At 42.1% G+C, this 23,328-nt stretch carries 20 protein-coding genes; all 20 read left to right on the top strand.

Translation table 11 applies throughout. From position 1 onward, the window contains the following. Positions 1-245: 245 nt before the first annotated feature. The 20 genes from DL92_RS0103215 to DL92_RS0103120 all read left to right on the top strand — a co-directional run bounded on the left by DL92_RS0103215 (position 246) and on the right by DL92_RS0103120 (position 23,325). Positions 246-2,771 (top strand): DUF342 domain-containing protein, encoded by a 2,526-nt coding sequence (locus DL92_RS0103215; protein WP_026654670.1) that lies wholly within the window; start codon positions 246-248, stop codon positions 2,769-2,771. A gap of 138 nt (positions 2,772-2,909) precedes the next feature. Beyond that, positions 2,910-3,599, top strand: coding sequence for a F0F1 ATP synthase subunit A (locus tag DL92_RS0103210; RefSeq protein WP_051625211.1), 690 nt, complete (start codon positions 2,910-2,912; stop codon positions 3,597-3,599). Between the two features lie 22 nt (positions 3,600-3,621). Beyond that, positions 3,622-3,840, top strand: coding sequence for an ATP synthase F0 subunit C (gene atpE / locus DL92_RS0103205; RefSeq protein WP_026654672.1), 219 nt, complete (start codon positions 3,622-3,624; stop codon positions 3,838-3,840). 24 nt (positions 3,841-3,864) lie between these two features. Continuing rightward, entirely contained in the window at positions 3,865-4,356 is a 492-nt protein-coding gene (locus DL92_RS0103200) for a F0F1 ATP synthase subunit B family protein (RefSeq protein WP_026666873.1), read from the top strand. Beyond that, positions 4,349-6,136, top strand: coding sequence for a F0F1 ATP synthase subunit alpha (gene atpA / locus DL92_RS18070; protein WP_330371022.1), 1,788 nt, complete (start codon positions 4,349-4,351; stop codon positions 6,134-6,136). The genes DL92_RS0103200 and atpA overlap by 8 nt, the downstream gene beginning before the upstream one ends. Further along, a complete protein-coding gene (gene atpG, locus DL92_RS0103190) occupies positions 6,123-7,067 on the top strand; it encodes an ATP synthase F1 subunit gamma (RefSeq protein WP_026666872.1) in 945 nt (314 codons plus the stop codon). The genes atpA and atpG overlap by 14 nt, the downstream gene beginning before the upstream one ends. Then, the gene (gene atpD, locus DL92_RS0103185) at positions 7,064-8,455 is read left to right on the top strand and encodes a F0F1 ATP synthase subunit beta (RefSeq protein WP_026666871.1); all 1,392 of its coding nucleotides are present in this window, start codon (positions 7,064-7,066) and stop codon (positions 8,453-8,455) included. Before atpG ends, atpD begins: the two co-directional genes overlap by 4 nt. Before the next feature lie 3 nt (positions 8,456-8,458). Then, complete coding sequence (gene atpC / locus DL92_RS0103180) at positions 8,459-8,884, top strand: ATP synthase F1 subunit epsilon (RefSeq protein ID WP_026654676.1); 426 nt, start codon at positions 8,459-8,461, stop codon at positions 8,882-8,884. Between the two features lie 13 nt (positions 8,885-8,897). Then, positions 8,898-9,476: a hypothetical protein gene (locus tag DL92_RS0103175; RefSeq protein ID WP_034468357.1), complete on the top strand. Its 579-nt coding sequence runs from the start codon at positions 8,898-8,900 to the stop codon at positions 9,474-9,476. A 33-nt stretch (positions 9,477-9,509) separates the two neighbouring features. Then, positions 9,510-10,571, top strand: coding sequence for an acyltransferase family protein (locus tag DL92_RS0103170; protein WP_197027233.1), 1,062 nt, complete (start codon positions 9,510-9,512; stop codon positions 10,569-10,571). A 3-nt stretch (positions 10,572-10,574) separates the two neighbouring features. After that, entirely contained in the window at positions 10,575-13,043 is a 2,469-nt protein-coding gene (locus DL92_RS0103165) for a homocysteine S-methyltransferase family protein (protein ID WP_026666869.1), read from the top strand. A 24-nt stretch (positions 13,044-13,067) separates the two neighbouring features. Next, on the top strand, positions 13,068-14,699 hold the full coding sequence (ilvB, locus tag DL92_RS0103160; protein ID WP_026666868.1) for a biosynthetic-type acetolactate synthase large subunit: 1,632 nt from the start codon (positions 13,068-13,070) through the stop codon (positions 14,697-14,699). A gap of 40 nt (positions 14,700-14,739) precedes the next feature. Next, positions 14,740-15,222, top strand: coding sequence for an acetolactate synthase small subunit (ilvN, locus tag DL92_RS0103155; RefSeq protein WP_026515331.1), 483 nt, complete (start codon positions 14,740-14,742; stop codon positions 15,220-15,222). A gap of 167 nt (positions 15,223-15,389) precedes the next feature. Then, positions 15,390-15,893, top strand: a complete 504-nt coding sequence (gene ilvN / locus DL92_RS0103150; protein WP_026654681.1) for an acetolactate synthase small subunit — start codon at positions 15,390-15,392, stop codon at positions 15,891-15,893. 88 nt (positions 15,894-15,981) lie between these two features. Beyond that, entirely contained in the window at positions 15,982-17,010 is a 1,029-nt protein-coding gene (gene ilvC / locus DL92_RS0103145; RefSeq protein ID WP_026654682.1) for a ketol-acid reductoisomerase, read from the top strand. A 119-nt stretch (positions 17,011-17,129) separates the two neighbouring features. Further along, on the top strand, positions 17,130-19,610 hold the full coding sequence (locus DL92_RS0103140) for a YfhO family protein (RefSeq protein WP_026666867.1): 2,481 nt from the start codon (positions 17,130-17,132) through the stop codon (positions 19,608-19,610). 83 nt (positions 19,611-19,693) lie between these two features. After that, on the top strand, positions 19,694-20,965 hold the full coding sequence (gene leuC / locus DL92_RS0103135) for a 3-isopropylmalate dehydratase large subunit (protein WP_026666866.1): 1,272 nt from the start codon (positions 19,694-19,696) through the stop codon (positions 20,963-20,965). Between the two features lie 12 nt (positions 20,966-20,977). Further along, positions 20,978-21,475 carry a 3-isopropylmalate dehydratase small subunit gene (leuD, locus tag DL92_RS0103130; protein ID WP_026654686.1) on the top strand — a complete coding sequence of 166 codons (498 nt, stop codon included), beginning with the start codon at positions 20,978-20,980 and terminating at the stop codon, positions 21,473-21,475. 3 nt (positions 21,476-21,478) lie between these two features. Beyond that, the gene (locus DL92_RS0103125; RefSeq protein ID WP_026666865.1) at positions 21,479-22,465 is read left to right on the top strand and encodes a glycosyltransferase family 2 protein; all 987 of its coding nucleotides are present in this window, start codon (positions 21,479-21,481) and stop codon (positions 22,463-22,465) included. A 38-nt stretch (positions 22,466-22,503) separates the two neighbouring features. Next, on the top strand, positions 22,504-23,325 hold the full coding sequence (locus tag DL92_RS0103120) for a P-loop NTPase (RefSeq protein WP_026666864.1): 822 nt from the start codon (positions 22,504-22,506) through the stop codon (positions 23,323-23,325). The last annotated feature ends 3 nt before the right edge of the window (positions 23,326-23,328 follow it).

The following is a 23,328-nucleotide window of genomic DNA, read 5'->3' as shown; positions in this document are numbered from 1 at the left end:
TTTTCTCTCCTAAATTTAAAATAAAAACTCGTTTCATTCTAGCACATAATATTTGAGAATGCTATTAAAAAATTAACTGTTTTATCGTTTGTGTAATAAACACAGATTTGAACTGGGTTTATAAGGGGGGGATTAATTAGTTCTTGAGCGGTAAATGTAATAATGATAAAATTGTTATAAGAAATAGATAATTGATAGTGCATTGCAGGCCGATATTCCATGACCGGTTGGGAGATGTGACATCTATGGATGCTCAGGAACTTGATTTAGAACTTGATCTTGAAAATGAAACGATGTCTTACTCCGGTCTCTCTTCGCTTAATAAGAGTGCGTTGGAGAGAGAACTAGAGATGTGCAAAAAATTAGGGGCTGACGCTGATAAGCTTCGGGCTCTTAATTTTAATGCACTTCAGCTTTCAGAGATACGAAAGGGTATCAATGATAAAGTTGATGTTGCAAAATATATGGATCCCAGAAAATCGTGGACTGAGATGGAAGAGCTCAGGATTGAAATGACTCAGAACATCGATATGAGTTCATACAGAGAACAGGGATTTGATGTTCAGCAGATTTCTCAGATAAGAAAGGGAATTGCTGCGGGAATTGATGTATCTGCATATGCAAAGAGGGAATACCTTGCGGATCAGATGAGAGAGCTCCGCATCGGCCTCAGCAGGGGAGAAGGTGTTCCTATCATTTTCTTTCAGGACCCGGCATTTGACAGCCTTCAAATGCGTGAGATCAGAAAAGGTCTCGAAGCGGGAATTGATATCTCTAAATACGCTTCTGTTGATATTCCTTACATGAAAATGAGAGCGATCAGAAAAAGTGCGGAAGACGGACTTTTCTTTGATGAGGCTCAGATACGCAGTTACAATGCGAGCATACTTGAAGAACTGCATGCCGCGTATAAGGATAATGTAGATATAAGTCAGTATGTAAGGGAAAAGTATGATGCGGAGCAGATTGAGCAGATAAGAATATGTCTTAAGGAAAAAATATCTATAGATAAATATATCAATCCAGATATGAGAAGCGATGCGATAAAAGAAATCAGGATAGGCCTTGAGAACGGCATCGACGTCGGAAGATATGCTGATGCGTCGTATGGCTGGCAACAGATGTATGAGATGCGCATAGGACTTGAGCATCAGATTGATATTACTCCATATACCAATCCTCTTTATCAGGCCGATCAGATGAGAGAGCTCAGACTCGGTATAGAAGACGGACTTGATATCAGCGCATTTTCATCGATGATGTACACTGCCCGTGATATGCGTCGCATAAGAGAACGCATATTGGGAGAGGGATATGGCTTTGTAGGGCACAGAGTACATGATGAAGAAGTGCTTGATAGGACTGACGGTGTTCCCAATGAAACTGTTCTTCTTAACTACATGCTTGAAAACAGGGATGAGTTCCTGTCGTTTACTTCCGATGAGATGATATGCTGGATTAAGCTTCCTGCGCGAAATGACGGCGCAGTATATACTGAAGATCTGATCATGAGCTTCCTTGTTCAGTGCAGAATAATGGCGGGAATCAACAAAGAAGCAATTTCAAATATGCTAAGTAACTTAAATCATAATGAGAAATATGTTGTTGCCGCAGGAAAAGCCGCTGTTAACGGAGTTGACGGCTATTATGAATTCTTGGTGGATATGGAGCAGGAGCAGGAGCCTGTGATATTGAATGACGGAACGGCGGATCTTTCGAATATCGAAGCAATCAAGCAGGTTAAGGCCGGCGATAAGATTGCAATATATCACAAGGCGAAAAAAGGAGAAGACGGATATAACGTATACGGAGAAGCTCTGCGGGCAAGAAACGGTAAAGAAATCCCAATCTTAAAAGGCGAGGGATTTATGATACTGAATGACAGGGTTACTTATGTTGCAAAATACTCCGGTGCCATCAGCATGGTCGACGGAGTGATAAATATCGAAAAGATTATGATACTTCCCGAAGTAAAGATAACCGATAATAAGATTGTTTATGACGGGGTTGTATATGTAACCGGAGATGTTCATTCCGGATGTGATATTAATGCGTCGGGAGACGTGATAATAGGCGGCCATATGGAAAGCTCTGAAATAGTTAGCGGAAGGAATGTTATCATTAAAGGGGGTGCGACATGTCCCATCAGAGGCTCGATAAAAGCAAAGGGAGATGTCTCGGCGAAATTCTTTGAGGGTGTGACGATAAGCGGAAAAAATATTTCCGCTAACTATTTCATAAACTGCAATGTCGTCGCGAGCGGACTTATCAGAACATATGGAAGAGTGGGAACTATATACGGAGGAAGTGTTCAGAGTCTTTTTGGAATTGAGACGGCGTCAGTCGGAAACAAAGCCGGTGCAAAGACCATTGTCACTCTTGGCGTAAACAATACCATACTTGCTGAGCTCAGCAATATCAACAAAGCAATAAGCAGAGAGGAAGAGGAACTTAACAGCCTTAAAGTGCAAAGAGACAGGCTTTCCGAGGATGCATCCGCCGACAGACAGAGGATGCAATGGAAGATCAAGGTTAATGCTGCGATAGGAATGAAGGAAGGCAAGATAAAAGACCTTGAAGCGAAAAAGAGTAAGGTCCAGGCTGAAATTGACAAAGGAAGCGAGGCAAGAGCAACAATTACCGAAGTTGCTTATTCCGGAACGGTGTTTGTCATTGACAGAATGGTACTTAGAATTGAGGAAGACAGAAAGACATATGATAAATTGACGATCAAAGCAAGCGCCGACAGAGACAGTATAGAAGTAATGTAAAACATGGTACAAAAATAATATCAAAAGCTTTAACTTTGCCAAAACACCAAATTAAGCAAAGTTAAGGCTTTTTTTTACATTGCATTATTAAAGTGGATTTTCTATAATTATTGTATATTTTTGGGGAAGGTATACGCTATGGATTTAAAAGAGATTCTTAATGAACTTTTGATGGAAGATAAAACGTTCCTTAGAATTCCCGTCGGAAGCGGAACTTTGGAAATATATAAGTCCGTTGTCCTGACATGGGTGGTTATGCTTGTTTTGTTTATTCTTATGCTAATCCTTACAAGGGATTTTAAGGTACATAATATTTCAAAACGCCAGGCTGCGGTTGAAAGCTTTGTGTTATGGATAAGAGGTGTTACCGGCGGAATGCTGGGAGAAGAGGCAATTGGATATGCCGATTATATTGCTACGGTGCTTATATTCATTGCTTTTTCCAATATGGTCGGATTATTTGGTGTTGTACCTGCGACCATGGATCTTAACGTGACGATAGCGCTTTCAATCATGAGCATTATTCTTGTTGAAGCCGCAGGCTTTAAGAAGAAAGGTCTCAGGAACTGGCTCAAAGGCTTTGCACAGCCAATGGCTGTGATCGCACCCATGAATGTTTTGGAGCTTCTTATAAGACCGTTGTCTCTTTGCATGAGACTTTTCGGTAATATTCTCGGAGCTACGGTTATCATGGAGCTTATCAAAGCTGTCGCACCGGTAATCGTACCGGCAATGTTTAGCTTGTATTTTGACATATTTGACGGAGCAATCCAGGCATATGTCTTTGTCTTTTTGACGTCATTATACATTAAAGAAGCCGTTGAATAATACGGCACAAGGAGGAAATAAAATGGATTTAACAGCAATAGGAGCAGCTATAGCTGCATTCACAGGATTAGGAGCAGGACTTGGTATCGGTATAGCTACTGCAAAAGCTACAGATGCGGTTGCAAGACAGCCGGAAGCTGACGGTAAGATAATGAAGCTTCTTCTTTTGGGTTGTGCACTTGCAGAGGCTACAGCTATCTACGGATTTGTAGTTGCTATTATGATTATTATTTTCAAATAATTATCGACAAAAAGGGGTTACGACGTGTTAAATGTAGATTGGATACAAATTGGTTTAACTATATTTAATCTTTTGGTTTTGTATTTGCTGGCGAAAAAATTTCTTTTCGGCAGGGTCGACGCTATTCTCATGCAGAGAAGAGAAGAAGTGGACAGCGCTACAAAAGCGGCAGATGCCGCTAAACAGGAAGCGCTTGAGACTAAAAAAGAATATGAAGAAAAGATTGCTCATGTTGATGAAGAGAAAGAGCAGATCCTTGGCGATATCAAGAAGCAGGGATATGCGGAATATGAGCGTATTGTTAATGACGCCAGGAAAAAGGGCGATCAGATCATTGTTGAGGCTAAGCACAATGCCGAAGTTGAGAACGAACGTGCCAAAGAGGTATACGCAGCTCAGCTTACAGACATGGTTATAGATGCGGCATCCAAGATTGCCGCTACCAAGCACAGTGCTGCCGACGACAAAGAATTATACGACAAATTTATAAACGAAGCCGGAGCAAAGAATGAGTGAATTATTGAAAGCTAAACTGCGCTATGCGGGCATTGCTCCCAGTGAGGAACAGCTTTCCAAGATAAAGGAAATACTCCTTAAGAAGTTTGACGTTCCGGAAATTGATATGGAACTTGTTCAGGATACTTCTATCGGAGGTGGATTCATCGTATCATGCAAGAACTTTGAATACGACTGGTCCGATGCGGGAAGAGCAAGGCAGCTTCGTGCAGAATTAAATAACTTAAGCAGGAAGACCGGTGACAGAGAAACCGGCAAGATCATCAGCATGCTCAGCAGCAAAGTTGAGAACTTTGACCTTGCAATAGGTGACAGAGAAGTCGGAACGGTAACCTGGGTTGGAGACGGAATCGCTAATATCGACGGTATCGAGCATGCTTTTTATGGCGAGATCATCGAGTTTGAGGGCGGAACCAAAGGTATGGCCCAGGATATACGTGAAGATCATATCGGATGTATCCTGTTTGGTAACGATACAGGCATCAGACAGGGAACAAGAGCTGTCAGAACTTACAAGGAAGCCGGAATACCTGTCGGAGAAGCATTTATCGGAAGAGTAATAGATGCTCTCGGAACGCCTATTGACGGACTTGGAGATATCAAGGAATCCGGATACAGACCGGTTGAACAGCCGGCACCCGGAATAATTGAGAGACAGTCCGTAAACGAGCCTATGGAAACGGGAATCTTGTCTATTGATACCATGTTCCCTATAGGACGCGGACAGAGAGAGCTTATTATCGGTGACAGGCAGACCGGTAAGACATCGATTGCCCTTGATACCATAATTAACCAGAAGGGCAAAAATGTAATATGTATATATGTTGCGATCGGTCAGAAAGCATCTACCGTTTCAAAGATCATACAGACACTTAAGAAGACGGGAGCTATGGACTATTCGATAGTTGTAAGCTCAACAGCTTCAGATATGGCGCCGCTTCAGTATATTGCGCCGTATTCAGGAACAGCAATGGCTGAGTATTTCATGCATCAGGGTAAGGATTGCCTTATTGTTTATGACGATCTTTCCAAGCATGCCGTTGCATACAGAGCAATCTCACTTCTTCTTGAGAGATCGCCGGGAAGAGAAGCGTATCCCGGAGATGTATTCTATTTGCACTCAAGATTGCTTGAGAGATCAAGTAAGCTTTCATCGGAGCTTGGAGGAGGTTCAATTACTGCACTTCCTATCATTGAGACGCAGGCGGGTGATGTATCTTCATACATTCCTACCAACGTTATATCTATTACGGACGGACAGATCTTCCTTGAGAGTGACCTGTTCTTTGAGGGAATGAGACCTGCCGTTAACGTAGGACTTTCCGTATCCCGTGTAGGTAGCGCGGCTCAGACCAAAGCAATGAAAAAAGCAGCGGGAAGTATTAGAGTGGATCTTGCACAGTACAGAGAAATGGCTGTGTTTACACAGTTTAGTTCAGATCTTGATGAGACAACCAAGAATCAGCTTGCACACGGAAATGTTCTTATGGAACTTCTTAAGCAGCCGCTTGAGCAGCCGCTTGCAATGCATGAGCAGGTAATCATTCTGGTTGCTGTCGGTGCGGGCAGACTTGATATGGTCCCTGTTAAAAAAGTCAGGGAATACAAAGAAAGACTTCTTGCTTATTTCGATACGGAACAGGGCGATATCTGCGAAGAACTTTCTAAGAGCGGCGATTTGTCAGATCAGTTAAAGAAGAAAATTATCGAAGCCGTTGATGCTTTCAACGACAGCGAGAACAAGAGACTTAAGGAAGAATTGGAAAGTGGCGACCATTAAAGAAATCAGGGATCGTATAAACAGTGTAAACGATACCAGAAAAATTACAAATGCGATGTATCTGATCTCTTCTACAAAGCTTCGAAGGGCGAAGAAGATGCTCACTGATACCGAGCCGTTCTTTTTTTCCACTCAGGCAATGATCTCACGTCTGGTAAGACATTTACCGGAAGGGGTTGATAATATCTTCCTGGAGACGAGGCTTGAAATCCCCGAGGATGAGCGAAGGAGAGGATACATCATCTTCACTGACGACAAGGGACTTGCGGGTTCTTATAACCACAATGTCATAAAGCTTGCCGAAGAGAAGATTGCAGCTGATAAAGGGGACTGGAAGCTCTTTGTCATAGGTGAGGTCGGCCGTTTTCATTTCCTTTCCAAGAATGTTGATATTGAGGAATCATTCATGTTTACGTCGCAAAATCCCACTCTTCACAGAGCAAGGAAAATAGCGGCGGAGATTCTTGATTATTACTATTCGAGAAAACTGGACGAGTTCTATATTATTTATACGACCGTTCACGGAACAAAGATTGATACTAAGTTTGAAAAGTTTCTTCCTCTTGAGATCATTACCGATATCAAGAGAGAAAAACCGGTGACCGGAACCATACTCGAAGAGTTCCTTATGGAGCCAAGTCCTTCGGCAATCTTGGATAATATAGTTCCAAATTATGTTACGGGATTTATTTACGGAGCATTGGTTGAGGCTTTTTGCAGTGTTCAGAGTGCCAGAATGATGGCGATGGATTCCGCGAATAAGAATGCGGAGGCAATGATCGCCGAACTTCAAAGAACCTATAACAGGCAGAGACAGGCAATGATAACTCAGGAAATAACTGAGGTTGTCAGCGGGGCGAAAGCTCTTAAGAATGCCAAAAAAGCCAAAGAGAGAAACAAAGATAAGCAGAAAACGAGGAATTACAGTTGAAAAACGGTAAGATTTTGCAGGTCATGGGACCTGTTGTAGACGTAAAATTTGAGGACAGCGATCTTCCTTATATCAGCGATGCACTCTTTGTAATGGTCGAAGACCAGAAGCGTGTCATGGAAGTTGCACAGCATATCGGTGACAACGTTGCGAGATGCATCATGCTTTCTCCCAGTGAGGGACTGAGCAAAGATATGGAAGTTTATCTCACGGGTGGACCTATCAGTGTTCCTGTAGGAGAGGAAGTCCTTGGAAGATTGTTTAATGTTCTCGGAGATACGATTGACAAAAAAGGTGACGTGAAGACATTGGAAAAATGGGATATTCACAGAGAACCACCGAGGCTTGTCGATCAGAGCCCCGTAGTTGAGATCCTTGAGACGGGAATAAAGGTTATCGATCTTCTTGCACCTTATGCAAAGGGCGGAAAGATCGGACTTTTCGGTGGTGCCGGTGTAGGTAAGACCGTCCTTATCCAGGAACTTATTCAGAATATCGCGACGGAGCACGGCGGATATTCAATCTTTACGGGAGTTGGAGAAAGATCACGTGAAGGTAACGACCTTTGGAGTGAAATGAATGAATCAGGCGTTATTAATAAGACAGCGCTTGTGTTCGGCCAGATGAATGAGCCACCCGGAGCAAGAATGCGTGTTGCGGAGACAGGTCTTACAATGGCGGAGTATTTCAGAGATGTAAAGCACCAGGATGTACTTCTTTTCATAGATAACATATTCAGATTTGTACAGGCGGGTTCAGAGGTTTCTTCGCTTCTTGGAAGAATGCCTTCGGCGGTTGGATATCAACCTACTCTTGCAACAGATCTTGGTATGCTTCAGGAGAGAATTACTTCGACCAGACTTGGATCGGTTACATCCGTTCAGGCAGTATATGTGCCTGCGGACGACTTAACGGATCCTGCTCCTGCGACGACATTTGCGCATCTTGATGCTACGACGGTTCTTTCACGTAAGATCGTTGAGCAGGGTATTTATCCTGCGGTCGATCCTCTTGAATCTTCAAGCAGAATCCTTGAAGAGGACATTGTCGGAAAAGAGCATTATGAGACTGCAATCAAGGTGCAGGAAATACTCCAGAAGTACAAAGAACTTCAGGATATCATCGCAATCCTCGGTATGGAGGAACTTAGTGATGAAGATAAGATTACTGTTTACAGAGCAAGAAAGATTCAGAGATTTTTGTCTCAGCCTTTCCATGTTGCTGAACAGTTTACGGGTATAAAAGGAAAGTTTGTACCTCTTGCCGATACCATTAAAGGCTTCAAGGCCATTATTGACGGTGAGATGGACGAGTATCCTGAAGCTGCATTTTTCAACGTCGGTACTATTGAGGAAGTCGTTGAAAAAGCAAAGCAGATAGAGGCATAAAATATGAATGGTAATAAGGTAATGACCTTCGGACTGAGGGTAATTTCCGTCAACGGAATATTTTATGACGACAGGGCGGAAGAGATCATTTTACCTTGCGCAGACGGTGAGCTCGCCGTACTTGCCAATCATGAGGAAATGATCCTTGCGTTATCTGACGGTGTGATCAAGATTAAAAAGCCCGGTGGGGAGTGGCTTTATGGTGTGGTTAGTCTTGGTTCTGTTCAGGTTGCAAACAACAGATGTATCGTGCTTGTAAATACTGTAGAGAAACCCGAGGATATCGACAAACAGAGAGCTAGGGAGGCTTATGAATTCGCGATGGAACATTTGCAGCAGAAGCAGTCCATTAAGGAATTCAAGAAATCACAGGCCGGTCTTGCAAGAGCGCTTACAAGACTTAAGGCTGCATCAAAATACGTTGATTGATATGGAGATTGTTTTGGAAAAGAAGAGAAAATTCAAGATTGTTAATGTTGTTTTTAGTATGACATTTTTTATGGTGTTAACAATTATGACGGGGTGTGGGAAGAAAGAGAATAGTGCTCTTTCTGCGTATAAGACAAGTATGTCGGAGTTTTACGACAAACTTGCGGAGTATGACAGTTCGATAAACGGTATAAATCCTGATTCCGACTCTGCAAAAGAGGAACTTCTCGGTTACCTTGATGAGATGAATGAGGCTTATAAGGCTATGGGGGATCTCAAAGTTCCGAATGAATTTTCAGGTATTGCGGATATTGCATCCGAGGCAAAAGATTATATGCAGATGGCGAATGAATGCTATCACAAAGCATATGACAATGAGTTTGATGAAGAGAGCTTATCTCTTGCAAGTCAGTATTACGAACGTGCAAATAAAAGAACCTTCATAATGTTGCAGGTTCTTCACGGGGAAAATCCCACGGATGAAGGCGTTTCGGTAACTACCGAAGATGCATTCAAATTTGCCACTATTAGTGACGATGACGAAGCTGAAGAAACAGAAGAAGTTACAGAAGATACAGAAAGCACTGAGTAATATCAGTGCTTCTTTTCTGAAATGGCCAAAATAATGAAAGAAAACAAATTCTTATATCTTGTAAATTTTATAGCATGCATGCTGGTTATCGTGATACATACAAGGTTTCCCGGAAACTTTGGAACAGCGATGGATGCCGTAAGCAGAATAGCGGTGCCTTATTTCTTTGCACTATCCGGAAGATTTCTTTTACGAGACGGGGATGAAGATACAGATAAGATAAGGGAAAAGAGCGGAAGATATCTCGTTAAGTTACTTAAGATAACGGGAATTGTCTATGCCGTTTATTTTGTTTTTTCTCTTTTGATCCATATTTATCTTGGTGATTCGATCAAAGAGTGGCTTGTATCCAAATACTCTCTGAAGGAAGCGCTTTGGTTTGTACTTTTTAATTCCGGTACTTTTGTTTATGACTCTGTATTTACATTCGATCATATGTGGTTTCTTTTTGCGCTCATTTATGCAATCGGGCTGATCTATATATTTGCGGGAGTTCTCAGAAAATGGTACAAATGGCTGATCGCAGGCCTTCTTTTTATGTTATATTTTGGAGAGGCACTTCAGACTTATTATCCGATAAGGCCTTTTGATATCAGCATTACAACGTGGTATGTTATGAGAAACTGGCTGTTTGTCGGCCTTCCGTTTGTGCTTACAGGAATTCTTTTATCTGATATTTTCAGGAAAAAGAAACAGGAATACGGCGATTCTTATGTTGAAGTGATGGCAAAGAAAAAGCCCGTATTTATTCTTATGATCGCGGCAGGGATAGCCTGTTCGGTCGCAGAGACTTTTATTTTTGGGAAAAAAGAAGTCTATATAGGCTCGCTTATAGCTGTTATCGGAATATTTCTTTTGTCCGAGTGCGAAGCCGGTTACGGAAAGTTTCTGTATAAGATTGGGAAAAAGAGTTCCGATGTAATTTACTATTATCATGTACTTGTTATTGCGGTACTTGATAGATTATCATACAGTGGGGTGATTCCTTATCCGTCAATGTGGGTTAAACCTGTGTTGGTGATGATATTGTGCTTGATGTTTTTTTATGTTGCCCCGATAGTTTTTGAGCAAAAGATTTGTGTAAAAGGAAAATGATCTATGACCAGAGAAGAATTTTTGAAATTTAGCGAAGACAGGATAATATTTCTTGACGGAGCTACGGGATCCAATCTCATTAAAGCGGGAATGCCGGTCGGAGTATGCCCTGAAGACTGGATTCTTAATCATAAAGATGTAATGAAAAATCTTCAGAGTGCTTATGCAGGTGCGGGCTCTGATATTGTCTATGCCCCCACTTTTACGGGAAACAGGATAAAGCTTGCAGACTATGGCTTTGAAGGAAGAATTGAAGAAATAAATTCCGAACTGGTCAAGCTTTCCAAGGAGGCGGTCGGCGAAAGAGCGCTTGTTGCAGGCGACCTTACCATGACGGGAAAGCAGCTTAAGCCTATTGGCGACCTTGATTTTGAAGAACTTGTAGATGTTTATAAAGAACAGATAAGAATACTTGAGAGCGCAGGATGTGATCTTCTTGTTGTTGAGACGATGATGAGCCTTCAGGAATGCAGAGCTGCGCTTATTGCGGCAAAAGAGGTGTCCGATCTTGCGGTAATGGTTACTCTTACTTTTGAGGCGGACGGAAGAACGCTCTTTGGTTCGGATGCTGCGGCAAGTGCAATAACATTGGAAGCTCTCGGCGCATGTGCGATAGGTGCGAACTGCTCGACGGGACCCGATAAGATGGTTGAGATCATTGGAAATATGGCTTCTGTAACAAGTATTCCGATCATTGCAAAACCTAACGCAGGACTTCCTTCAGTCGATGAAAACGGAAACACCGAGTATGACATGGACTGCGAAACTTTTGTAATTGAGATGGAGAAGCTTATAAATGCGGGTGCATCTGTCCTTGGTGGATGCTGCGGAACAACTCCCGACTTTATAAGAGGACTTAAGGAAAGATACGGCGATCTGAAGCCTTCTACGATAAGAGATGATGAAGGAAATCCCATTCGCAGAAAAGATGCTTCAAAGAGATATCTATCTTCAGAAAGAAGCAGTCTGTCATTTGGAATGGACGATCTTTTCATGATAGTAGGTGAGAGAATAAATCCTACAGGTAAGAAGAAGCTTCAGGAACAGCTCCGCGAGGGCAATCTTGATATGGTCATCGACTTTGCAGAGAAACAGGAAGAAGACGGAGCGTCTATTCTTGATATCAATGTCGGTATGAGCGGAATTGATGAAAAGGGCATGATGCTCACGGTTATGGAGGAAGTTACTTCCATAACGGATCTTCCTCTTTGCCTTGATACGAGTAGCGCGGAGGTTATGGAAGCGGCTCTCAGAAGGTATCCGGGAAGAGCGCTTATGAATTCCATATCACTTGAGAAGGGTAAAGCCGAGGTATTTCTTCCGATTGCGAAGAAATACGGAGCTATGTTCATCCTTCTTCCGCTTAATCCGGAGGGGCTTCCCAAGAACACCGAAGAGAAGATCGGCAATATCGTTAAGCTCTCCGAGATGGCAAAAGATATGGGCATGACAAAACAGGACATTGTTGTTGACGGTCTTGTTGCGACGGTCGGAGCGGATCCCGCTGCGGCGCTCAATACGCTTGATACAATTGATTATTGTTATAAAAACGGTTTCGCTACAATATGCGGACTTTCAAATATTTCATTCGGACTTCCTCAGAGAAGTAACGTAAATACGGCATTTTTGACCATGGCAATAGAGAAGGGACTTTCGATGGCAATTGCCAATCCTTCTCAGGAAATGCTGGTAAATGCAGCGTTTGCATCAGACCTTCTTAAGAAGAAAGAAGGCGCCGATCTTCGCTACATCCGGAGAATGCAAAGATATGAAATGAAGAATGAAAGTGGTGCACCTTCGGGAAAAGAGGTTAAAATCACCACTAACTCTAATGAAGACATTCTTGATATAATAAAAAAAGATGTGCTCACGGGTTCTAAGCGCAGCATCGTTAAGAATACCGAAAAAGCCGTGAATATGGGAATCGAGCCGAGGGTTATTCTGGACACTGTCCTGATGCCTGCGATCAACGAAGTGGGTGACCTTTTTGACAAGGGCAAATACTTCCTTCCGCAGCTTATAGCCGGAGCTGAGGCGATGAAACTTTCAATCGCTTATCTTGAGCCGCTTCTTAAAGGCGACGATGATGACGGCAAGGAACTTCCTGCAATTGTTATTGCTACTGTGCACGGAGATATTCACGATATAGGTAAGAATCTGGTGGCACTTATGCTTAAAAATTACGGCTTCAACGTCATCGATCTTGGAAAAGATGTGCCAAAGGAAGAGATAGTAAAGGCAGCGAAAGAAAACAACGCCAGCATAATCGCTCTTTCCGCACTTATGACCACAACAATGAAAGAGATGAGAAACGTTGTCGATCTTGCTCACGAAGAAAATCTTGATTCCAAGATAATAATAGGGGGAGCCGTTGTGACTCCCGATTATGCGGAAGAGATCGGCGCGGACGGATATTCAACCGATGCCGCAGATGCAGTGAGGCTGGTAAAACAGATTTTAAGCATAGACTAATAGAATAGATTTTGGAGGAACGACATGATAGGAGCTGAGGCTATAGTAAAATGCCTTGAAAAAGAGAAGACAGAAGTTGTATTCGGCTATTCGGGAGTTGCGATAGATCCTTTTTGGAACAAGATTCTCGAAACTGACATCAAGAGAGTACTTATAAGAACCGAGCAGAATGCCGCACATTGTGCAAGCGGATATGCAAGGATAAGTGGTAAGGTTGGTGTTTGTGCCGTGACTTCGGGCCCGGGTGCCACAAATCTTATTACGGGTATTGCAACGGCTTATGCCGACAGTATTCCTATTGTTGCTATCACAGGTCAGGTAAACAGTGACATGATCGGAAGCGATGTTTTCCAGGAAGCTGACATTACCGGCGCTGTCGAGTCTTTTGTAAAATACAGTTATCTTGTGAGGGATGTTAATGACATTCCCAGAATTTTTAAAGAAGCTTTTTATCTTGCGGGAACAGGCCGAAAGGGACCTGTCCTTATAGATATTCCTTTTGATGTGCAGAATGCGCAGCTTGAAGGGAAGTTCAGTTATCCCGAGACAATTTCCATGAGAACCTATAAGCCCACCGTTAAGGGAAATATGGTTCAGATAAAGAAAGTAATAAAAGAAGTTGAGAAGGCGAAGAGACCTATTATCTGTGTCGGAGGCGGTGTTCACTTAAGCAAGGCGACCGCTGAGATCAGAAAGTTTGCTGAGCTTAACAGCGTGCCTGTTGTTTCTACAATGATGGGTATCGGCGTAATGCCTACAGAACATCCTCTGTATTTCGGAATGGTCGGAAATAATGGCCAGAGCTATGCAAACAGGGCGATGAACGAGTCGGATCTTCTTCTTATGGTAGGTGCGAGAGTTGCTGACAGAGCGGTCAACAGACCGGATCTTATAACCGAGAATAAGGTTATGGTCCATATTGATGTTGATCCTGCCGAGATCGGTAAAAATGTCGGACCTACGATCCCACTTGTAGGTGATATTAAGCATATTTTTGCTGATTTCCTTGAGCAGGATGAACATGCGGACGATCACTCGGAGTGGCTTGATATTTTAAACGGTTACAAGAAAGATGCGGCTGTTAAGACTAAGCCCGCAAAGAGCGGATATGTAAAGCCAAAGGATTTCATCGTAAGACTCTCAGAGCTTATGAAGGACGATGCGATCTACGTTGCGGACGTAGGACAGAATCAGATGTGGTCCTGTGCATATCATATAGTAAAGAATGGCAGATTCATTACATCAGGCGGTATGGGAACTATGGGATATTCAATCCCCGCAGCCATGGGCGCAAAACTTGTAGATAAGAAAAAACAGGTTGTTGCGGTTACCGGCGACGGTGCTTTCCAGATGTCGATGATGGAACTTGCAACAATGAGACAGTACGGAATAAACGTAAAGATTGTTGTCATGAAGAACGGTTTCCTTGGAATGGTAAGAGAGCATCAGCACTTTGCTTATAATGACAATTATTCCATGGTTGAACTTCAGGGTGATCCCGATCTTTCTCTTATTGCCGCAGCATACGGAATGGAATATGAGAAGGTTGACGGAAACAGTGACATAGACGCCGAGATCAAAAAGTTCTTAAAGGACGATAAGTCGGCTCTTATGGAAGTCTGTGTAGATCCCATGGAACTTACAAAAGAGAAGTGATGATCGCTGTCACATATGATATTAGATAAGGAGCCCAGATATGAAGCGTATTTATTCAGTTCTTGTAGAAAACAGAGCAGGTGTCCTTTCCAAGGTATCCGGTTTGTTCTCGAGAAGAAATTTTAATATTGATTCACTTGTTGTAGGTGAGACCGCTGATAAGAGCGTGTCCTGCATGACAATTGTCTCATCGGGAGATGAGCGTACGATCGAACAGATCGAGAAACAGCTCAACAAGAAAATAGATGTCATCAAGGTAAAGACATTTAAAGAGAGTCTTAGTATAAACAGAGAGCTTATGCTCATCAAAGTAAAATACAATAAAGAAAACAGAAGAGACATCATGGAAAACTGTGAGATCATGAATGCTCAGATAGTTGATATGTCAAAGAATATGATGATCATTCAGATCTGTGATACGTCTGAAAGAATAGAACTCTTTATCGAAATGCTCAGAAGTGTAAGTATTGTCGAGATTGCGCGTACCGGAACGGTTGCACTTACAAAATGCAAAGAACAATAACGGCTTAAATCCGTCAATACAGCGCTTTATCGAGTTGAATCGGTAAAAATTTAAAGTGAAAAAGAAAAACTTGTTGAACAAGTGTGTTTGTAGTGCTACAATGCATATAATTGGTTAAAAAAAGGGTGCATATTTATCCTGAAATAATCAAAGGAGCAGAAAGTAAAATGCAGAAAAAAGTATTTCAGCTTCTCGTAGATAATAATCCCGGCGTTCTTTCGAGAATTTCGGGTTTGTTTTCAAGAAGAGGATATAATATTGAGAGTATCACGGCCGGTGTAACAGCAGATCCCAGATACACAAGAATCACTATAGTGGCTTCGGGAGACGACGTCATACTCGATCAGATTGAGAAACAGGTTGGTAAATTGGTGGATGTCAGAGATATTCACGAACTTATGCCTTCGGACAGTGTTTACAGAGAACTTGCCATGGTCAAAGTTAAGGCGGCTGCCGAGCAGAGACAGAGTATTCTTGCTACGGCAAATGTCTTCAGAGGAAATATTGTCGATGTCAGCGTTGATTCGGTCATCGTTGAGATTACAGGAAACCAGTCCAAGATTGATGCGTTCCTTAAACTTCTTGAGGGATATGAGATTCTTGAGCTTGCAAGAACAGGAATTGCGGGACTCGGAAGAGGAACAGACAAGGTCATTTACTTAGATGACTGATGATTAATTATTGATAATATATGATTTTGATCTTTCAAAATATATATAAACTTTTAAAACCTTAAAAGGAAAAACGGAGGAAAAAGAAATGTCACAGGATGCACGTATTTTTTATCAGGAAGATTGTAACCTTTCATTATTAGAGGGTAAGACTATTGCAATTATCGGTTATGGTTCACAGGGACATGCTCATGCACTTAACCTTAAAGATTCAGGATGCAACGTAATTATCGGTCTCTACGAGGGATCAAAGAGCAAGGCTAAGGCTGAGGCTCAGGGACTTAAAGTCTACAATACAGCAGAAGCTGCTAAGATGGCTGATATCATCATGATTCTTATCAATGATGAGAAGCAGGCTAAGATGTACAAAGAGGACATCGAGCCCAACCTTCAGCCCGGCAACATGCTTATGTTCGCTCATGGTTTCAACGTACACTTCGGACTTATCAAGGCTCCTAAGGATGTAGACGTTGCTATGATCGCTCCTAAGGCTCCCGGACACACAGTTCGTTCAGAGTACCAGGCAGGAAAGGGAACACCTTGTCTTGTTGCAGTTGAGCAGGATGCTACAGGTAAGGCGCTTGATCTTGCACTTGCTTACGGTGCAGGAATCGGTGGAGCAAGAGCAGGTCTTCTTGAGACTAACTTCAGAACAGAGACAGAGACTGACCTCTTCGGTGAGCAGGCAGTTCTTTGCGGCGGTGTTTGTGCACTTATGCAGTGCGGTTTCGAGACTCTTGTTGAGGCAGGATATGATCCCAGAAACGCTTACTTTGAGTGTATCCACGAGATGAAGCTCATCGTAGACCTTATCTATCAGTCAGGTTTCGCAGGAATGAGATATTCAATCTCTAACACAGCTGAGTACGGTGATTACATCACAGGACCTAAGGTTATCACACCTGAGACAAAGAAGGCTATGAAGCAGATCCTTAAGGACATCCAGGATGGAAGCTTTGCTAAGGAATTCCTTCTTGATATGTCAGAGGCAGGCGGACAGGTTCACTTCAAGGCTATGAGAAAGCTTGCATCAGAGCATCCCGCTGAGAAGATCGGTGAGGAGATCAGAAAGCTTTACAGCTGGAACAATGAGTCTGATAAGCTTATCAACAACTAATCCGTATATAATTGAAATTGTTTCAAAATAGGGATAATATAGAAAGAGTGTCGTTTATTTAAATGGCGACACTCTTTTTTCTTTAGATTAAGCATTTTTTTATATACGAGGAGATTATATTGGATACTGGATTGGAAACTACTAATACTAAGAAAAAAATTACGGAAAAAAGCTGGTATGTGCCTGTGGTAATGTTTCTTAGCGCATACCTTATGTATGTGATCGCTGTACTTCCGATTCTCATCAAGAGAGGAATGCCATTCTTTTACTATGGTGACTACAATGTACAGCAGATCCCGTTTTATATCCTTGCACACAGAGCGGTACGAAACGGACAATTCTTTTGGAACTGGAATGTTGATCTTGGCGGAACAATGTTCGGAGATTTTGCATTTTATCTCTGGGGAAGTCCGTTCTTCTGGCTGACCACTCTTTTTCCTGAGAGTGCGATACCTTTCATGATGCCTTTTCTGATGGCACTTAAATATGCCGTATCGGCAACGTGTGCTTATCTGTATATCAGAAAATATGTACATAAGTATACCTATGCCATGATCGGTGGTTATCTCTATGCCTTTTCAGGATTTAACGCATGCAACATAGTGTTCAACCATTTTACGGATGCAGTTGCATTCTTCCCGCTGTTCCTTTTGGCATTTGACAATCTCATGAATGTGCCTGCAAAAGAAGACGGTAAGTTTAAGTTTGCAGGAAAGCCGTTTGTATTATTTGCGCTTATGACTGCTTTTATGTCTATCGTGAATTACTACTTTTTCTTCGGACAGGTTGTTTTTCTGGTTATCTATTTTGTTATCAGATATGTCGATCTTGAAGATAAAGAAATCGTTGCGGTCAGATTCGGAAGAGCATTCGCTGCGGGAGTTGTGGGAGTTTTGTTTGCCGGATTTTTCCTTATGCAGGCTTTTGTCGGTGTTCAGGGCAACACAAGACTTGATAATTATATAAACGGCTATGATATGCTTGTTTATCCAAGTGAAAAGCTTCTTTTTGATATCGTTAAGAGCCTTTCAATGCTTCCCGACATCATCGGAAAGGGAACGCTTTTCTATACCGGAACCGTTAAGAATGCATCTCTTGCGGCTTATATTCCTTTGTTCGGAATTTCAGGCGTTATAGCATTCTTTTTACAGAATAAAAAGAAAAAGACCTGGCAGAAGACGCTTATCACGGTATGTGCGGTTATAGCAGTGGTGCCTGTATTAAATGCGGCATTTTCTATGTTTAACAGTTCATATTACGCAAGATGGTTCTATATGCCCATCCTTATCATGTGCCTTATGACTTCAATGGCTGCTGAGCGTGGAAAGTCAATACAGATGAAGAAGGGCGCCGTTGCTGCGGTTATAATGTTCCTGTTCTTTGTTTTTGTATACCTACTTCCTTCCAAGAATGACAAGGGAGATATTGTATTCTTCAATATGACTGAGAATGTTCACATCTTTTTAAAGGATCTTCTCTGGTCTTCAATTCTGTCATTTATGCTTTTGGTTACGATATTCCTTATCCCGAAGCGCTTTAAATTTGAACAGAAGATGTTTGAAAAAAAGAAAGTAAGGATGCACATCAGCTTCAGAGATCATCTTGTTCTCGGAATTGTAATCGTAAGCTGTGTTCTTTCTACATATGTTCCCATCGTCAACGGAAGTTCCATCATTTCCGACAGGGGAAAAGAAAAGTGGCAGAATCAGATGCTCTTTAACAAGGTTAATGTTGATCAGTCAAGCTTCTGCAGAGGCGAAGTTGACAGCACATCGACCAACTACGATATGGTCTGGGGAATACCTTCGATTCATTGCTTCTTAAGTACGGTTCCATCTGAAATTTTTGATTTCCTTGACGGCGCTGCAGGAATCACAAGAACCGTTGAGACCAATATTCCCGTAAACAGAGCAGGTATCCGTTCAATCTTATCTGCAAGATATTACATGGAAAATGAGCAGGTTAGTAAGAACAGGCTCTTCAATGACGGCGAAGGTACGGAAGGATATTCATTCCGCGATAATCAGGACGGATTTGACGTATTTGAGAATTCAAATTACATCCCGATGGGATTTGCGTATGATTACTACATAACCGAAGATGAGTGGGGCGACCTCGATCCTGCGGATTATGACTATGAACTTGCAAGAGTCCTTATCCTTTCAACTGAAGATGCGGCCAAATATGCCGATTCACTTGGAATGGAAGAGATGAAGTCTGAGAAATTGTCAAATGCAAGTCTGACTTACAGCAAGTTTACGGAAGAGTGTAGAAAGAGAGCACAGACCGCATGTACATCATTTACAACCGATACATACGGATTCAGCGCAAAGACAGCCAATCTCGAGGAAGGAAGACTCGTATTTTTCTCGGTTCCTGCGACAGAAGGCTTTAGCTGTACTGTTGACGGACAGGATACGGATATAGTAAAAGCCGATTACGGTCTTATGGCTATTCCTGTACCTGCGGGAGTTCATGACATCAGAGTTACCTACACACCTGAAGGATTCAAGGCAGGCCTTGCGATGTCGATTGTGGGAGCGGCTTTATTGGTGATTTATTCGATCTATACATTAAAAATTATCAAGAAAAACGATTAAATTTGTCATGTTCTTTATGTTAGAACGTTGTGTTATATTTAGTAGTATATTTTTGATTATAATTAATTGAAGGAGATTACAATATGAGCGGAATGACTATGAGCCAGAAGATATTGGCAGCCCATGCCGGACTTCCCGAGGTAAAAGCAGGGCAGCTTATCGAGGCTAATCTTGATCTTGTTCTTGGCAATGACATTACAAGTCCCGTTGCTATTAACGAGATGGCTAAATTTACAAAGGACGGCGTGTTTGACAAAGATAAGATCGCTCTTGTCCCCGATCACTTTACTCCTAACAAGGATATAAAGTCTGCAGAGAACTGCAAGTGCGTAAGAGAATTCGCAAGAAAGAATAAGATCACAAACTATTTTGAAGTAGGCCAGATGGGAATTGAGCATGCGCTTCTTCCCGAACAGGGACTTACGGTTCCGGGTGACCTTATCATCGGCGCAGATTCACATACATGTACATATGGTGCGCTCGGCGCATTCTCAACAGGTATCGGTTCTACCGATATGGCTGCCGGAATGGCTACAGGTAAGGGATGGTTCAAGGTTCCCGGTGCCATTAAGTTCAACATCATCGGAAAGCCCTCAAAGTGGGTTAGCGGTAAGGATGTTATCCTTCATATTATCGGTATGATCGGTGTTGACGGAGCTCTTTATAAATCAATGGAGTTTGTTGGCGAAGGTATCAAGAACCTTACAATGGATGACAGACTTACAATTGCAAATATGGCTATCGAAGCAGGCGGAAAGAACGGTATTTTCCCTGTTGATGATATTGCAAAAGAATATCTCAAGGAGCATGCTCCCGGTAAGGAGTATACTGTTTATGAAGCAGATCCGGATGCTGAATACGATGAGGAGTATACAATTGACTTAAGCACTCTTAAGCCTAAAGTTGCTTTCCCTCATCTTCCCGAGAATACACATACATTTGATGAGATTGAAGATACCAAGATCGATCAGGTTGTTATCGGATCTTGTACAAACGGAAGAATCGGAGATCTCAGAACTGCTGCCGAAGTTATTAAGGGAAGAAAGATTGCGCAGGGAATCAGATGTATCGTTATCCCCGCAACTCAGAAGATCTTTTTACAGGCTATGGAAGAAGGACTTATCAAGAGCTTTGTTGAAGCCGGTGCGATCGTATCAACACCTACCTGCGGCCCTTGCCTTGGCGGATATATGGGCGTCCTTGCTTCAAAAGAGAGATGCGTTTCTACAACAAACAGAAACTTTGTCGGCAGAATGGGTGCAATAGATTCTGAGATTTATCTTGCTTCTCCGGCTGTAGCCGCTGCAAGTGCGATCACAGGAAAAATTTCACAACCCGCTGAACTTGGATTATAAGGAGAATAGAAAATGAAGGCTGCAAAAGGTACAGTTTTTAAATATGGTGATAATGTAGATACAGACGTAATCATTCCTGCCCGTTATCTTAACAGTACATCGGGTGAAGAGCTTGCAAAGCATTGCATGGAAGATATCGATAAGGACTTTACAAAGAATGTTAAAGCAGGAGATATCATCGTTGCCGAGAAGAATTTTGGCTGCGGATCTTCAAGAGAACATGCGCCTCTTTCAATCAAGTGTGCCGGCGTAAGTTGCGTTATTGCAAAGAGCTTTGCCAGAATCTTTTATAGAAACAGCATCAATATCGGACTTCCCATCATTGAATGTGAGGAAGCCGCAGATGCTATCAAGAACGGAGATATTGTAAGCGTAGACTTTGACTCCGGCATCATCACGGATGAAACAACAGGGGAGAAATTCCGTGGACAGGCTTTCCCTGAATTCATGCAAAAGATAATTGATTCTGAGGGGCTTATCAATTATATAAACTCATCGGAGGAAAAATAAAAAATGAACAGATTATTCTGCGTGATTCCTTGTTATAACGAACAAGAAGTATTACCTGAGACATCCAAAAGACTAAAGGAAAAAATAGAAGACCTTGTCGGAAGAAAGATGATCGCTCCCGACAGCAGGATTCTTCTGGTAAACGACGGTTCAAAGGATGAAACATGGAATATAATTAAAAAACTTCATGAAGAGGATGAAGCCTTTCAGGGAATAAATCTTTCAAAGAATATGGGGCATCAGAACGCTCTTTTGGCAGGACTTATGACTGCCAAGGATCTTTGTGATATGGCCATTTCTCTTGATGCGGATCTTCAGGACGATATCAATGCGATTGATGCCATGGTTGATAAATTCAACAAGGAAGATTGCGAAGTTGTATACGGAGTAAGATCCAAGAGAACTACGGATACCTTCTTTAAGAGATTTACCGCTGAATCATATTACAAGCTTATTGATGCAATGGGTGCAAAGACAGTCTATAACCATGCGGATTACAGACTTCTTAGCAGAAGAGCTCTTCAGGCTCTTTCCGAGTTTGGGGAAGTTAATCTTTTCCTCAGAGGAATTGTTCCCATGCTCGGCTTTAAATCTGATATTGTATATTATGAGAGAGCTGAGAGATTTGCGGGAGAGAGTAAGTATCCTCTTAAGAAGATGCTCAGCTTTGCGATTGAGGGAATCACAAGTCTTAGTACAAAACCTATAAAGATGATAACAGGACTTGGTTTCTTCATTTTCTTTGTAAGTATCGCGGTGTTTGTATATTCGCTTGTCAGACACTTTACAGGTCAGACTATTCAGGGATGGACAACTACAGTTTTGTCTGTTTGGGCAATAGGTGGACTTATCATGATCTCTCTTGGTGTAATAGGAGAGTATATCGGCAAGATCTATCTTGAGACCAAGAATCGTCCGAGATTTATTATCGAGTCTTATGTCGGTGACAAAGAAGATGAAGAAATTGCCGATTGCGTATATAAGCGTTAAACTTTTGCATAAACTTTTTTATGAAACGGAGATAGAAAATGGCTAACGGACACGGTAAGAAGCCGGAGGACTTTAAGAAACAGATGGAGGACAACTTTAAAGTTGCTCCCGGAGAACATACACATGTTAAAAAAGTAATCGGAATAGTAAGTGGTAAGGGCGGCGTCGGAAAGAGCCTTGTGACAGGTCTTTCTGCAGTATATATGGCAAAAGACGGCTATAAGACCGCAATCCTTGATGCGGATATTACAGGACCTTCTATTCCCAAGATGTTTGGTATAGGACAGGCTAAGAACGCCGATGAGACAGGTCTTTTGCCTGCTGAATCGGAAAAGGGCACAAAGGTAATGTCTCTTAATATGCTTATGGATAATGAGACAGATCCCGTTATCTGGAGAGGTCCCGTTATCGCAGGTATAGTAAAACAGTTTTGGTCAGATGTAAACTGGGGTGATGTCGACTTTATGTTTGTCGATATGCCTCCGGGAACAGGTGATGTTCCGCTTACTGTTTTCCAGTCTCTTCCCGTGGACGGAATAATTGTTGTCGCAACTCCTCAGGAGCTTGTCGGCATGATAGTTGAAAAAGCAATAAATATGGCTGAGATGATGAAGATCCCGGTGTTTGGCATTGTGGAGAACATGAGCTATATGAACTGCCCTCATTGCGGAAAACCGATAAATATATTCGGCGAGAGCAAGATTGAGAGCTATGCGGCTTCAAAGGGAATCAACATTCTTGGAAGGATTCCTCTTGATCCGGCTATTTCAGCACTTTGTGACAGTGGAAAAATTGAAGAAATAAATGAGGATTATCTCGACAGCTTAAAGTATATTTTGAAAGAAATGACTGAGCAGTAATGT

The sequence above is a fragment of the Butyrivibrio sp. AE2005 genome (assembly GCF_000686965.1).
GTDB classification, from domain to species: domain Bacteria; phylum Bacillota; class Clostridia; order Lachnospirales; family Lachnospiraceae; genus Butyrivibrio; species Butyrivibrio hungatei_A.
Note: the sequence above shows the minus strand (reverse complement) of the source record. Positions and strands in the feature narration are given on the sequence as shown.

Coding starts and splice junctions, on each gene's coding strand:
- DL92_RS0103170 (WP_197027233.1), top strand. CDS start 9,510: ATGAAAGAAAACAAATTCTTATATCTTGTAAATTTTATAGCATGCATG.
- ilvN (WP_026515331.1), top strand. CDS start 14,740: ATGAAGCGTATTTATTCAGTTCTTGTAGAAAACAGAGCAGGTGTCCTT.
- atpC (WP_026654676.1), top strand. CDS start 8,459: ATGAATGGTAATAAGGTAATGACCTTCGGACTGAGGGTAATTTCCGTC.
- ilvB (WP_026666868.1), top strand. CDS start 13,068: ATGATAGGAGCTGAGGCTATAGTAAAATGCCTTGAAAAAGAGAAGACA.
- DL92_RS0103165 (WP_026666869.1), top strand. CDS start 10,575: ATGACCAGAGAAGAATTTTTGAAATTTAGCGAAGACAGGATAATATTT.
- leuD (WP_026654686.1), top strand. CDS start 20,978: ATGAAGGCTGCAAAAGGTACAGTTTTTAAATATGGTGATAATGTAGAT.
- atpA (WP_330371022.1), top strand. CDS start 4,349: ATGAGTGAATTATTGAAAGCTAAACTGCGCTATGCGGGCATTGCTCCC.
- DL92_RS0103210 (WP_051625211.1), top strand. CDS start 2,910: ATGGATTTAAAAGAGATTCTTAATGAACTTTTGATGGAAGATAAAACG.
- DL92_RS0103120 (WP_026666864.1), top strand. CDS start 22,504: ATGGCTAACGGACACGGTAAGAAGCCGGAGGACTTTAAGAAACAGATG.
- DL92_RS0103215 (WP_026654670.1), top strand. CDS start 246: ATGGATGCTCAGGAACTTGATTTAGAACTTGATCTTGAAAATGAAACG.
- atpE (WP_026654672.1), top strand. CDS start 3,622: ATGGATTTAACAGCAATAGGAGCAGCTATAGCTGCATTCACAGGATTA.
- DL92_RS0103125 (WP_026666865.1), top strand. CDS start 21,479: ATGAACAGATTATTCTGCGTGATTCCTTGTTATAACGAACAAGAAGTA.
- leuC (WP_026666866.1), top strand. CDS start 19,694: ATGAGCGGAATGACTATGAGCCAGAAGATATTGGCAGCCCATGCCGGA.
- ilvC (WP_026654682.1), top strand. CDS start 15,982: ATGTCACAGGATGCACGTATTTTTTATCAGGAAGATTGTAACCTTTCA.
- ilvN (WP_026654681.1), top strand. CDS start 15,390: ATGCAGAAAAAAGTATTTCAGCTTCTCGTAGATAATAATCCCGGCGTT.